The 13,630-nt window shown below is 75.5% G+C and carries 7 protein-coding genes; 2 read left to right on the top strand and 5 right to left on the bottom strand.

Annotated features, from left to right (window positions below; genetic code table 11):
• The first annotated feature begins 3 nt into the window (after nucleotides 1–3).
• Nucleotides 4–1,116, top strand: a complete 1,113-nt coding sequence (locus AC5K6T_RS16940) for an effector-associated domain EAD1-containing protein (protein WP_493209893.1) — start codon at nucleotides 4–6, stop codon at nucleotides 1,114–1,116.
• Nucleotides 1,109–5,521 carry a hypothetical protein gene (locus AC5K6T_RS16935; protein WP_493209892.1) on the top strand — a complete coding sequence of 1,471 codons (4,413 nt, stop codon included), beginning with the start codon at nucleotides 1,109–1,111 and terminating at the stop codon, nucleotides 5,519–5,521. The genes AC5K6T_RS16940 and AC5K6T_RS16935 overlap by 8 nt, the downstream gene beginning before the upstream one ends.
• An 85-nt stretch (nucleotides 5,522–5,606) precedes the next feature.
• On the opposite strand, the gene AC5K6T_RS16930 is transcribed toward AC5K6T_RS16935, so the two are convergent.
• From AC5K6T_RS16930 to AC5K6T_RS16910, 5 genes are all read right to left on the bottom strand, one after another.
• Entirely contained in the window at nucleotides 5,607–7,388 is a 1,782-nt protein-coding gene (locus AC5K6T_RS16930) for a protein kinase domain-containing protein (protein WP_493210812.1), read from the bottom strand.
• Entirely contained in the window at nucleotides 7,388–8,245 is an 858-nt protein-coding gene (locus AC5K6T_RS16925; RefSeq protein ID WP_493209890.1) for a hypothetical protein, read from the bottom strand. Before AC5K6T_RS16925 ends, AC5K6T_RS16930 begins: the two co-directional genes overlap by 1 nt.
• Complete coding sequence (locus AC5K6T_RS16920; protein ID WP_493209888.1) at nucleotides 8,242–9,060, bottom strand: VWA domain-containing protein; 819 nt, start codon at nucleotides 9,058–9,060, stop codon at nucleotides 8,242–8,244. Before AC5K6T_RS16920 ends, AC5K6T_RS16925 begins: the two co-directional genes overlap by 4 nt.
• 51 nt (nucleotides 9,061–9,111) lie before the next feature.
• Nucleotides 9,112–11,565 carry an outer membrane protein assembly factor BamB family protein gene (locus AC5K6T_RS16915; RefSeq protein ID WP_493209887.1) on the bottom strand — a complete coding sequence of 818 codons (2,454 nt, stop codon included), beginning with the start codon at nucleotides 11,563–11,565 and terminating at the stop codon, nucleotides 9,112–9,114.
• A 103-nt stretch (nucleotides 11,566–11,668) separates the two neighbouring features.
• The gene (locus tag AC5K6T_RS16910) at nucleotides 11,669–13,627 is read right to left on the bottom strand and encodes an outer membrane protein assembly factor BamB family protein (protein ID WP_493209886.1); all 1,959 of its coding nucleotides are present in this window, start codon (nucleotides 13,625–13,627) and stop codon (nucleotides 11,669–11,671) included.
• Nucleotides 13,628–13,630 lie beyond the last annotated feature (3 nt).

Genomic DNA, 13,630 nt, shown 5'->3' with positions numbered 1-13,630 from the left:
CCGATGGCCGCGCTGATCGACGAACGCACGTTCAACCTCGACGACGAACGCGCCAGGACCCTCCTCAGAGACCTGATCGTCGTCTACGGCGCCAAGCACCGCGCACGCCGGCTCATCCTCTCCGCCGGCATCCGGGAGGCCGACATCAACTGGGACGGCGGCATGGCGGACGTGTGGCCGGAGGCCCTTGAGACCGCCGCGCCCGCCGGCCTGCTGCGGGCCCTGGTCGAGCGGGCCGCGGAGGACCCCGACACCAGGGCCTACCCCGTCTTCGGGTACCTGCTCTCCGAGCGGACCGCCGCCCAGGAGGCCGACCCCTGCTCCGCGTACCTGGTCAACAACCGCCGGCGGGCGTTCATCGACCGGCTCGGCTTCCGCGCCACCCTGCACAGCATGGTCAACGGCGACGGCAACCGCGTGCTGGCCGTGCAGGGCGGGCGCCGCTCCGGCAGGACGCACAGCTGGTACCTCATCGCCCACGTGCTGGACAGCCACGGCCTCGACCGCCGCCGGATCCGCATGAGCGACTACTGCTCCCCGGTGCGCGTCGCGGACATCGGGCACACCCTGCGGGAACTGTTCGGCTGGAACCTCACCCTCGACCCCAACACCTCCGAGGACAGCCAGGCCCGCAGCCTGGTCAACCAGATCGGGAACGTGCTGAGCGAGCGGCGGGCGGGTGCCGGCGGAGCGGAGCCCGGCCACTGGCTGGTGATCGACGACTCGCAGGCCGTGCGCTTCACCGAACCGGCGCTGAGGGCCCTGACCCGGCTGGTCGCCGCCGTCGTCGAGGAGGAGATGGCGGACCGGCTCCGTCTCGTGCTGCTCGCCTACGACGGCTGGCTGCCCGACGATCTCCACTCCTACGTCTCCCACGAGGAGTTCGGCCCCCTCGTCGGCAAGGACCTGCACGACTACGTCCTCGCCGTCGCCAAGGAGGCGGGCCGGCCCCTCGACCCCGACCAGGCCGACCACCTCGCGGGCGAACTCAGCAGCCTCGGCGGCTGCCCGCCGGTCGCCGTCGACGAGGAGCTGCCGATGACGGACGGACTCCAGCGCGCCGCCGCGTCCTGGGCCCGCGAGCAGTACGACTGTGGAGGTGCCCGACGTGCCTAGCCCGCCGGCCGGCCCCGACGGGCCGCCCACCGAGGACGACCGCCGCGGCCTGCGGGAGCGGACCGCCCTGCTGTCCTCCTTCGCCGCCGCCGGCCTCGCCCGCGCGGACGACGACGGCACCCGCGCTGCCGCTCTGCAGGACTTCCTGCTGGAGGAGTGCACCCGCACCACCACCTCGCACGGCCGGCGCTGGTCCCTGGCCCCCGCGCCCCGGGCCCGGACGCTCGACGGCCTCCGCACCCGGGACCGGCTGCTCGCGGCCGCCGAGTCCGCACCCGGCGGCACCGAGGACCCGGCGTGCGCCTGGGCCGTACGGCTCCTGCGGCGCGACCTGGCGCCGCTCGGCGAGCAGAGCTTCGACGAGCTGTACACCGCGCTGAGCGTGGTCGGCTGGTTCCGGGACGCCCCGCGGGCCCGGGACGCACTCGCCCGGGACGGCGTCGCCCTGCCGCACCGCGAGGAGATCGAGCGGGCGCTGGGCCGCGCCCGCCTGCTGCAACCCCTGCACGCCCTCGCGGGCCCCCGGTTCGCCGGGCGCACCCGGGAGCTGTCCTGGCTCAGCGCCCGCCTCGACGACGGGCCGTACGGCGGCCCGCCCGCACCGCGGCGCAGCGGTGCAGCCCGGGTGTTCGTGCACGGACCCGGCGGCGTCGGCAAGTCCACCCTCGTCGCCCGCTTCGTGCTGGACCGCACCGACGGCCCCACCCGGTCGGGCGCCACACACGAGGACGCCCTCCGCCAGGGGACGCCGCAGCCGGCCCCGCCGCCCGCCGCCATGCCCTGCCTGTATCTCACCTTCGACCGGCACGACCTCGTCGCGGAACGCCCCCTGACCCTCGTGGCCGAGGCGGTACGCCAGCTCGGCCTGCTCCACCCCCGCCTCGCCGCCCGCACCGCGGACCTGGAACGGGAGCTGTCCCACACGCTCACCGCCGACCGGCTCACCCGCTCCGAGGAGGGACGTCTGGGCCCCCGGGCCGCCCACCGGCGCGACGAACTGACGCTCATCGACGCGTTCGCGGCACTCGTCACATCCGTCACCGGAGGCACCACCCGGCCGTGGCTGCTCGCCCTGGACGCCTTCGAGCAGGTGCAGCGCACCGGCCCCGTCGCCGTGGAACGCCTGCTGGACCTCCTCACCCGCCTGCACCAGGCGCACCCGGGGCTGCGGGTCCTCGCGGCCGGCCGGGCACCGGTGGAGTCCGCCGCCTTCGAGAGCCTGCGACTGGACGGACTCGACCACGACACCGCCCTGTCCTTCCTGCAGCGCGAACTGACCGACGAGGCCGGCGACACCGCGGCCGCTCCGGGTGCCGAACGCCGCCGGGAGCTGGCCGACATCATGAGCACCGTCGGAACCAGTCCGCTCGAACTGAAGATCGCCGCCGCGGCCGTACGGCGGAGGGGGATCCACGTCCTCGACGATCCCCGGCTGCGCAACGAGCTCCGGCTCGCCCTCAACGCCGAGAGGGTGCAGGGAGTCCTCTACCTGCGGATCCTGGACCACCTCGACGATCCGGACCTGCGCGCCATCGCCAGCCCCGGCCTCGTCGTCCGCACCCTCACCCCCGACGTCATCCGCGAAGTGCTGGCCGAGCCGTGCGGACTCGGCCATGTCGACGAGGCCCGGGCCCGGCGGCTCTTCGACGAACTGCGCGCCGAGGCCACGCTGGTGGAACCGATGCCGGGACGGGACGCCGTGGTGCACCGGGCGGACGTGCGCCGGGTGATGCTGGAGCTGGTCCGCCGTGACCGGCCCGAGGTCGTGGACCGCATCCACCGCAGAGCCGTGCGCTACTACGCGCTGCTCGACGCCGAGGACGACCCGGTCGAGAGCCGGACGGAGGAGCTGTACCACCGTCTCGCCCTGGGCCAGCCGACCCGGACCCTGGACGGACGCTGGACCGACGCGGCCGGATCACGCCTGGAGAGCGCGATGGACGAACTGCCCGCGTGCGCCCAGGTCTACCTCACGGAGAAGCTCGGCAACTCGGCCACGGCCGCGCTGCGCGGCCAGGCCGACGACGAGACCTGGGAGCGGCAGGCCCTGCGCCTGGGCAGATCCCAGCTGGCGGCCGACCAGCCCGCCGAGGCGGTGCGCGTGCTGTCCGAGCGGCCGCACCTGGTGGCGCGGAACCTCGCACTGGTGCTGCTCCGCATGCGGGCGGGACTCGCCCTGCGCCGTCCCGCGGACGCCTACGCACGCGTCGAGCGCGCCCTGGAACTGGCCGCGGAGTCCGGGGACCCCGGCACGTTCGTGGAACTGGCCCTGCTGGGGGCGCGCGCCTGCGAGGACCTCGGCCGCTTCGGCGACGCCGTGGATCTGCTGGCGCAGGCACGCCGCGTGGGGAGCCGCCACGGCATGGCGATCCGGCTGCTGTCCGTGTCCGCGGCGCGGCTGCGGATCCACCGGCGATGCGGCACCGAGGACACGGAGGAGGCGCGCGAACTGCGCCGGGACACCGTGCGGCGGGTGGACGGCCTCGACGCCCGCTCCTGCCGGCGGCACCCCCTGCTGATCCGTGAACTCGCCGCCGAGATCGGCGACGAGATGCCGGAGCTGGTCTCGTACACCGCCACCTCGCTGGGTGTCGGCGGTTCCGAGGGCCCCGACGACGCCCTGCTCGGGACGCTGACCGGGGAGGTCGTGAACACCCCCCGCCCGGTGCCGGCCGACGAGGCACGGGGCCCGTCGGGGCCGGCCGGCCCCGACGGGCCCGGCGAGTCCGCCGAGCCCGTCGGACCGGCCCGGCCGGCCGTGCGGGGCGACGGCGACGGCGGCGAGGTCTTCCCCGGGTCGGTGAACGTGAGCAGCGTCAGCCGGGGCATCGCCGTGGGCGACTACCTGGGCGAGCGCCCCGCAGCGTTCGACGCGTGGCGCCGGACCCTGGTCCATTCCTTCCGCCACGAGGTGGACCGCCCCTACACGGGCGACGCCGTCGTCGTCGTGCCCGGGTTCGCCGGCAGCACCCTCGTGGACGAGGAGACCGGCGAGACCGTGTGGATGAGCGGCCTCAACATGCTGCTGGGCAGAGGGCTGCGCTTCCGCGGAGTCGACCGCCTGGCCGTGACCGAGGCCCAGCTCCGGGGAGAGCCGGGGCTGCGCCCCGGCCGACTCCTGTCGCTTCCCGCCTGGGTTCCCCTGGTGGGCGGCCTGTCACCGTACAGCGCACTCGTCGACTGCGTCGGCGAGGCGACCCTGCACGACGAGGCGGTCCTGCAGTTCCCGTACGACTGGCGGCTGTCGGCGGAGAGCAACGCCCGTGTCCTGGCCGAGGCGGCCGCGCGGCATCTGAGGAGGTGGACGTACCACCCGGCGCGCCTGGCCTCCGCCTACCGGGAACCCGCCGACGAGCCGAAGCTGGTGATCGTCGCCCACTCCACGGGCGGGCTGGTCGCCCAGAGCGCGCTGGCACAGTCCCCGGAGCTGGCCCGCGAGACCCGGGACGTCGTCGCGATCGGCACCCCCTTCCAGGGCGTGCCGCAGTCCTTGAGCCTGTTCGGCCCGCGGCCCGGACACCGGAAGGACCCCGGCTCGCACGCCGCGCACGCCGTGGTGCGGACCATGCCGGGCGTCTACGACCTGCTGCCGGACGCGCCGTGCGTGGTCACCGCCGACGGCGGACTGCGCCGGCTCACACCGGACGACGTGGCGGCCGTCGGCGGCGTCGCCGAGTTCGCGGAGGCCGCGCTCGCCGCGCGCCGCCGTACGGCCACCGCACGGCAGCCCCGCCTGCACGCCGTGGTCGGCACGTCGCAGCCCACCGTGCAGAGCGTGGCCGTGGCCGGCGGCGCCGCCGAGGTGTTCCGGAACGTGCCGCGACTGGGCCCCGACGGCACCCCCGTCCGGGACGGCGCGGGGCATCCGGTGACGGTCGACGAGGACGGCGACGGGCTGGTGCCGACCTGGTCCGCGATGCCGCCTCCGCACGCGCGGTACCTCCCCGTCGTGGGCCGGCACGGCTCGCTCCCCTCCAGCACGACCGTGGTCAACCTGGTCCGGGAGATCCTCACCTCCGCGTCCGGCGGCCCGAACCCGCCGGGCGCGGAGATCCGCGGGTCCATCGCCGTCAGGGACCGTCTGCCGGGGCGGATGGCACCGGACCAGGACACCGGTCCGGCGCCGTCCTTCGGGATCAGCGCGCCGTCGGAGGTCGCTCCCGGACGGGAGTGGTCCCTGACGGTCACCGGCGCGCACCACACGGCCGTCGCCTGCCGGCTGCTGCGGGCGGAGACCGGTGAGGTGGCGGCACGGCTCCTCCCGGAGCCCGTCGCAGGGGTTCCCGGTACGTCGACGGCGCGGGCGAAGGTGGACCGGCCGGGGCTGTACACGGTCCTCGCGCAGGCCGGCGGCTTGTCCGCCACCGCCCTGGTGGTCGTGGTCGACGAAGGGAGCGACTCCTGAGCCGCCCACCGCGCCGGCCGGCCGGGCCCCGGCCGTCCGCACGCCGCCCGGCGGGGTGCCGTCGGCCGCCGCTGCGCGGGAGCCGTCACCGGACGACGACGAGGAGGACGACGATCAGGGTGAGCAGGACACCCAGCAGCACGACCGCCACCAGGCTCTGCACGACGAGCCGGACCGGTCGCGGACCGTCGGGCGGGCTCCCCGGCTCCGGCGGCGGCAGGGCGGCGAAGAGGTCCGCGGTGTGGCCACCGGGCTCATGGGTGACGGGAGCGGGCCCGGCCAACCGACCGGACGCCGGCGCGGCGGGCCCGGGGGCGGTGCCGGGGGGCGGTGCGGTGGCGGGTGCCGGGGCGCCGGGAGCGGACGCGGGCCGCGGCTCGGGCACGGAGGGCCGCGCGGCCCGCGGCGGTTCGGCCCGCCCGGGCATCGGCTCCGGCGCCGGCGAGGGCCTGACCGGCGGAGCCGGGTCCGGAACGGCCACCGGGCCCGGGACCGGCCCGATCGGCGGCCCCGGCTCCGGCCCGACGACCCTCCCGGGGGGCGGCGACAGCTCCGGCGGCTGCCTCGGCGCAGACGTCGGAGAACACGTCGGCGACGCATCCGCCGGAGCCGCATCCGCCGGAGCCGGGTCCGGAACGACCACCGCGCCCGGGACCGCCGGTCCGGCGGACGGAGGTCCCGCGGACGCCGCGGGCCGGGGTTCCTCGGCCGGGGCGGGACCGCGCCGCTCGTCGGACGCCGGGAAGACGCCGACGCCCAGGAACGGCCGCGGCTCGGTGCGCGGCCCGGCCACGGGCAGCCACGCCATGTTCCGCACACCCTCCGGTGCAGCGACCTCCGGCTGAGGTTCGAGGTCCGGCTGAAGGTCGGCGGGGCAGTCGAGCAGCGCGCGCAGCTGCTGCGCCCGCTCGCGTACGCCGTCGGTCCGGTGCCTCAGCAGCACCTGCCAGTTCCCGGACTGCGCCGGATCGCGGAAGTCCCTGCGGGACAGCAGAAGGTGATCGGCGCCCGGCCGGTGCAGGGCCGCCCACAGGGACAGGTCGTGGCTGAGCATCAGCAGGGCGGTGTGGATGACGTGCGAGGGGAAGCGGTCCCGGTGCATCGCCACCAGGGCGTCCGGCTCCTGGAACGGGCTCCCCGCCGACGCGCGGGAGGTGAACACGGTGCCGCCGGTGCCGAGGACGCCCGCCGTGTGGTGCACCTCGGTCGCCCCGTCCGGGCCGCGTTCCCCCTCGCGCGGCAGCCGGAAGTCGGGGTGGCCGTCCTCGCGCCGGGGCGGCAGCGACCAGCCGGGCACGGTCATCGCGTCGTAGTCGACGAACCGCACCGCCGTCTCGCCGGTCACCAGGACGTTGCCGCTCTGCAGGTCCCCGTGGCTGATCCCGGAACGGTGCATCTGGTAGACGGCACTGGCGAACCGGTGTGCCAGCCGCCGCAGTTCACGACGAGCCTCCGGCCGGCGGTGTTCCAGGAGGGCCTCGATCCAGTCGGTGAGCCGCTGACCGGACACCCACTCCATCAGCACCACGGGCCACCACCGCCCCTGCACCCACAGCCCGTTCCGCAGGTAGTGCACCTCGGACCGCCACGAACCGCGGGCGTCGCGGAGGCAGTCGGCGATCGCACGGTACCGGTGCTCGCGGTGCGGCTCGTCGCGCACAAAGCACTTCAGGGCCCAGACCCGGTCGTCCTGCGGGTCCTCGACCCGGTACACCGCCCCGAAACTGCCGCCGTCCACACCGGGCTGGCCGTCGGCCCCCAGCCGGGGCCGGCACCGCTTCAGGCGCGGCTCCTGGCTGTACTGCTCCAGCCGGGCCACCGCGGACCGGTAGTCCGACAGTGTGGGCCGCTGCCCGGAAGGCATCATCACGTCCCGCACTCCGCTCTGAGCAGGGTGATGTCGTCGTCCTCCAGCGAACGACCGGCCCGCTGCGCCTGCACCCAGGCGATGAAGTCGAGCTGTGTGCCGCACACGGAGTCCAGCACGGCCCAGGGCCGGCCCCCGCCGTCCGCGTGGCGGAGCCACCAGCGGGCGAGGGCGTCGGTCATCAGGTAGAACACGTCGTCCGCGTACCAACGGCCCGCCACGAGCCGTGGTTTGGGGGAGTCGCGCGCGCTGCCCGCCCGGATCACCTGCGGCACACGGGTCCTGACGGCCACCGACTCCACCACCCGGTCGGAGCGGACCTGGAACATGCACGAGTCGCCGACCGAGACCGCCTGCCACGCGCCCTGTGTCTGCCGGTCCTGCCGGTCCTGCCGGTCCTGTCGGTCCTGTCGGTCCCCTCGGGCCTCCTGCGCCGGGTGCTCCAGGCCGCCGGGCGTGTCGTGCCCGGCCGGCTCGGGCAGCAGCCGCAGGCCCAGAAGGGTCGAGGCGGGAGAGCTGTTGATGCGGTGGTGTGCGAGCCACGTCCGGTGGCCGGCCGAGGAGGCCCGGGCGAGCAGGGCCCGCCGGTGGCCGGGCCAGCGCAGGCCCGCGTCCACGGCGACGTCCGTGAACGCCCGGCCGCTGCAGAACGCCCGGCCCGGCGCCGCGCACAACTCGCACGCCAGCTGACCGGCCCACCAGCCGCTGCCTGCCGAGCCGCTGCTGCCGTCGGCCACGACCAGCCGGGCCTCCCCCCTGGCCGCCGGCGCGGGCAGCACGATGCGGGCCGCGTCCTCGATCCGGGTCGCTCCCAGGTCCGACTTGGGTGCCTGCAGCAGACTCCGGCTGGTGATCACGCGGGTGTGCCGACGTTCAGGAAGAGCATGACGGACTGCATGCTGGCGTTGAAGACGAATCCGCGCGCCCCCGCCTCCACCTTCAGGCCGAGGTCCTTGGCCGTCTCCCGCATGTCGGGGGGCAGGACGTCCGAGACGGAGAACAGTTTGGCGCCCATCGGGGGCAGTCCCGCGGCGGTGCTCGGATAGTACGTCGGCGTCGCGATGTCCGACGAGATGTGCAGGTTGAACAGCAGGGTGCTGCCGTCGTCGGTGCCGATGGAGCGGAGCTGCTGGGCGGGGCCGGCCGGGTCGCCGTCCGTCGACTCGCCGTCGGTGAGGTTCAGGACGATGGGAGGGAAGCTGCCGGGATGTTCGGCCACCCAGCGGTTCAGGACCTTGGCGGCGTGGTCCAGGGCCGCGCACATCGGCGTCCTGCCGGACGCCGCGGCCTCCAGCCAGATCGGCAGCTCCGCCACATGTGTGGTCTGTGTGCCGTCGGGGAGGATCTCGGTGCGGGTCAGCCGCTCGGTGCGGATCCTGCCCTGGGCGAGGGCGCTGGCGGACACCACGTCCTGGCCGCTGAGCGGTCCGCCGAGCACGGGGCCGACCGAGGCGCCGTAGCCGATGACGCAGACGTGGAAGAAGTCCCAGATCTCGTCGATGCCCCGGCCGCATCGGATGATCAGCTCCCGGAGCATGCCGTTGATGGCGTCGGCCACGGCCATCTGCTTGGACTGGGTGGTGCTCGGCATGGCAGCGCGCATGGAAGCGGACTGGTCGATCAGGAACACGATGCAGGCCGGATTGGCCCGGCTGATCTCTGCGTCGTACACGGCGGTGGTTCCCTTCTGCTCAGATGGGTGGGCTGCTGCTCGGAGACCGGCTCAGCCGGGCCTGCTCCAGGTGACCAGGCGTCCGTCGAGGAAGCCGACGTGGAGCCCGCCCGGGGTGGCGGTCACGTACAGAGGGCTCGCGCCGTCCGGAGTCAGCGGTCTGAGCTCCTGTCCGGTCCGCGCGTCCAGTCGCCGTACGCTTCGCTCGCCGCAGACGTGGACCACGCCGTCGAACACCGTCACCGGGCTGCGCCCGTCCCCGTCGGTGGGAGTGCGCCACTGCTGTGTCCAGTGCGTCAGCGACTGGGCCGCGACCGTGCCGGCGCGGTCGGTGACCAGCAGCAGGTCGCCGTGGACGACGGGAGCTGCGGTGATCGGATGGGGTGAGGCGTCCCAGCGGCGGTGCTCGGTGCCCGCGGAGCCGAGTTCGTGGACGGTGCCGGCCGCGTCACCGGTGTACGCGCCGTCCTCGGTGACGGTCGCGGCGCAGCCGGAGGCGTCCCACACCTGGTGCGGGCCGCGGTGCTCACCGGTGGCGGGCTGCACCGCGAGCAGGCCGCTGCGTTCGGTGGGGACCCAGACGCGGACGCCGTCGGACGCGAGGGGGGACACCACGGGTTCGTCGAGCGGGAGGACGCGCTGCCCGGTGGCGGCGTCCGGCGGCCGGGGGCGCCGGAACCGGAACAGACCATGCGTGGTTCCTGCCACCAGCAGGTCGTCGACCACGACGGGGGAGTGCCGGCCGGGGTCGCCGTCGAGCGTCAGAGGGGTCTCCGGGCCGGCGGTGCCGATCAGGTCGTCGCCGTGCAGCAGGCCGTCCCGCAGGGCCCACCACAGCCGGCCGTCCCACGGGACGGGCGTCGACTCGGCGGTGCCGGGCAGGGCGAGGGTGCGGTGGTGTTCGCCGGTGCCCGCGTCGTACAGGTACGCCTTGTTCCCGTACGTCACCACCAGCCGGCCGTCGCTGAACAGGGGCGGGCACAGCAGCGGGCCGCCGAAGTCCCGCCGCCAGCGAGGCTGCGGGGCCGCGCCGGTGCCGGTGCGGTCGCCGGGCCCGCCGCCTCGCGCCGCGGGGAACGGCGGGGGTGTGCGTGTGCCGCCGGCCGGCAGCGCCCGAGGGTCGTCCGTGGAAGCCCCGGCGGAGACGGCAACGGGCGTCCGAAGGGGAACAGCGGCGGAGCCCGGGCCGGATCCCGCCGCGGCCGCGGGCGGACCGGCGGTGGCGGCCGCGGACGTTCCGTCCGGCGCGTCCGCTGTCGCGTCCCGGTCGCAGGGCACTGCGGCCGTCGGCGCCGGAGCGGGCGCCGGTGCGGGTGTCGGCGCCGGTGTGCGTGCGGAGGCCGGCGCCGGTGCGGGCGGGGGAGTGGATGCCGGTGACGGCGACGGGAGCGGTGGCTGCCCGGCAGGCACCGCGTCCGCCGGGAGCCCCGGCGCCCGGTCGGGCCGGGGCGTGTCCCGGCCCGGCACGGGCGGGGCGGCCGAGGGCAGTGCGCGGCTGCCGGGACCGGAGCCGACGCGGGAGCGCTGCCGGGCCGCACCGTTCTCCCGCAGGACCGCCTGCACGTACTCGCCCCAGGCGTCGCGGTAGAGAGGCAGCCGGTGGTTGGCCCACAGCGGCGGTACGGTGATCCGCTTCAGCCGCCCGGCTCCGGGGCGGGTCCAGGGCCGCCTGCGCAGTGCACGCCCGACCGCCCTGCGGAGCCTGTCGCCCGCGTTGCCGTGGTGGGCCGCCCAGCGGGCCAGGGCGGCCTCGGCGTCCCGGCGGGCGGCCCTGCGCTGGGTCAGGGCGTCGATGAGATCGGTGGCCGGCAGCGGGGCCAGGCCGGTGCAGGCGTACGCGGCGACGGCACCGACGGCGTGGATGCTGCTGGACTCCCGGATCACCCCGCCGTACCGGCGGAGTTCCGGAGCCAGCCAGCTCGCGTCGGCCCACAGGAAAAAGGGACGGGGGACGGGGCCCGACGGATCGCCGGACGGGTGCAGGAGCTCGCGCAGCACGAGGGCCAGGTGCACGTCCACGACGACCGCTCCGTGAGGCGTCAGGAACAGGTTGGACGGTGTGAGACCGGCCAGCGAGAGCCCCCGCCGGTGCAGGCGCCTGGCCAGCCCGGCGAGCTGCCAGACCAGATGGAGCGCCGCCTCGGCCCGCAGCGGCCGGGTGGCCACGGCGGCGGCCAGGGAGACGGTTCCCGTCCCGCGTCCCTCCTCGTTCTCGGTGTCGCCCAGCCAGGGGGTGGCCACCCAGGCCCGTCCGGCCTCGACGTCGTATCCGCCGGCGCTGGGCGGGACATGGCGGGCCCAGGCCTCGTCCTGCCCGGTGCGGGCCTCCTCGTGGCCGAGCAGGAACCTCTCCACCAGCCGTCCCGTCACCGCGGGCGGCCCCCAGCCGGCGTGCAGCTCCTTCACCGCGTGGTACGTGCCGTCCCGGCCGGCCGCGAGGTGCGTGCGGCCCAGCACTCCGCTGCCCAGCGGGTGAAGGAGACGGAACTCCCCGAGCGTTCTCATGTCCGGCACCTCCGTGCGGCTGTCGAACGTCCTGGCCGGCTCAGCGCTCCGGACGCCCCCGGCGCCCCTGGGCGTCTTCCCCGGTCGCTCCTCGACGGGCCGTTCATGGAGCGGCGGGTGCCGGGAGGCTGAGGGCCTGCACGGTGCAGTTCCACGTGCCGACGTACGCGGCCCCGCGCGTGATGAGCGGCGGTGCGTGCAGGGCCGCCCCGACCGGGTGCGTCCACCGCACACCCCCGCTCAGGGCGTCGATCGCGGTCAGTGCGGCGTCGGAGCCGACGTACACGGTGCCGTTGTCGTGCACGGGGACGCAGCGGAGACGGCCGCCCGTGGTGAAGTGCCACCGAGGGACCCCGGTGTGGGCCTCGTGCGCCCACACGGTGCCGCCGGCGGTACCCACGCAGAGCATGCCCTGGGCGACGGCGGGCCCGGTGGAGGCGGCGGCCCGGCCGACGGTCCGCCACCGCTCCCTCCCGGTGCGGGCGTCGACCGCGCACAGGGTGCCGGTGCGGCTGGCCAGGTACAGCGTCCCGGCGTGTTCGGCGGGCGCGCCCACGACGTCCTGCAGCTGCGGCAGCCGGATCGTGTCGGAGCCGTCGTGGAGCATCAGGGACCGGAGCCTGCCCTGCCAGCCCGACACATGGACGCGGTCCGCCGTCACGGTGGGCGGGTCGAAGACCGGGCCGTCGCCGCCGCCGTCGACCCAGTGCGGCCCGCCGGTACGGGCGTCGAGGCAGTGCACGGCCCCGTCCCGTGCCCCCACGAGCACCCGGCCGTCCCGCACGGCCGGCGCGAACAGGCAGCTGTCGCCTGCGGGGTACTGCCACCGGGTGGAGCCGTCTGCGGTGTCCAGCGCCAGCAGGGTGCGGTCGGAGCAGGAGACGTAGAGCGTGCCGCGGTCCGAAGCGGGGGTGTGCTCGATGCGTGCCGCGAGGTCGCGCTTCCACAGGACGTGGCCGTCGACCGCGTCCAGCAGCAGGACGGTGCCGTCCAGGGAGCAGACGGCGATGCCCACGGTGGCGTCGACCGGGGACGTGAAATGGGCCCGCCCGCCGAGCCGGTGGGTCCACCTGACGTACGGTGCGTCGGTGGAGGTGAACGGGCGGGTCCGCACGGCGTGCCCGTTTCCCTGCCCGGGCACGAACGCCCTGGCGTGCTGCGCGTGCTTGAGCACTCCGGTGCGGGCGGTGTCGGTCAGCCAGCTGACCGCGTCCCGCCTCCGGGCCCTGCGCGGACGCACCCCCCGGTCGGCCAGCCTGCCCAGGAGTTCCTGCGCGGTGATCCGGTCCGCGGGGTCCGGCCGGGTGCACTCCAGTACGAGGTCGCGCAGGGAACGGTCCAGGCTGTCGAAGGTGTCGGCGGGGAACCTCGGCGGGCGGCCCGCCATGGCCTCGCTGAGGTCGCTGCGGTGGAGTTCGGTGCCGGTGGCGGCGTAGGCGAGCGTCATACCGAGGGCGAAGATGTCGCTGGGGTGGCCCGCCTCGCCGTGGATCTGCTCCGGCGCCATGAACGCCTCGGTGCCCACCCGCATGGTCGGCCAGGTGCGGGTCCGGTCGAGCCGGCGGGCGACGCCGAAGTCGATGAGCCGCAGGGAGCCGTCCGCCTCGTCGAGGACCAGGATGTTGGACGGCTTGAGGTCCCGGTGCACGATGCGGCGCGTCTGCAGGACGACCAGCGTGGGGGCCAGTTCGGCGGCCAGACGCAGCACCCGCTCGGGGCCGAGCGCACCGTGCTGGGCGACCAGCTTGCGCAGGTCCATGCTGGCCACGTACTCGGTGGCGAACCAGGGTGGTCTGCCGTCCGGGTCGCAGTCGATGAGCCGCAGGGTGCCTTCCGCCCCCATCTCGCGGAGTGCCTCGATCTCCCGGCGGAACAGGCGCAGCAGGTACTCGTCCGACCACATGTCGCGGTGCAGGACCTTCACGACGGCCAGTACCGGCCCCCGGCTGCCCGGCCGGGTGGTGCTCGCCAGGTAGACGGTGGCCATGCCTCCGGCCCCCAGCCTGGCCAGCATGGTGAACTCCCCGAGTCGCGACGGGTCGCCGACGCGCAGGCTCGACATGTC

Source organism: Streptomyces sp. B8-7, assembly GCF_058833805.1.
This window is presented reverse-complemented; position numbering and strand designations above follow the sequence as displayed.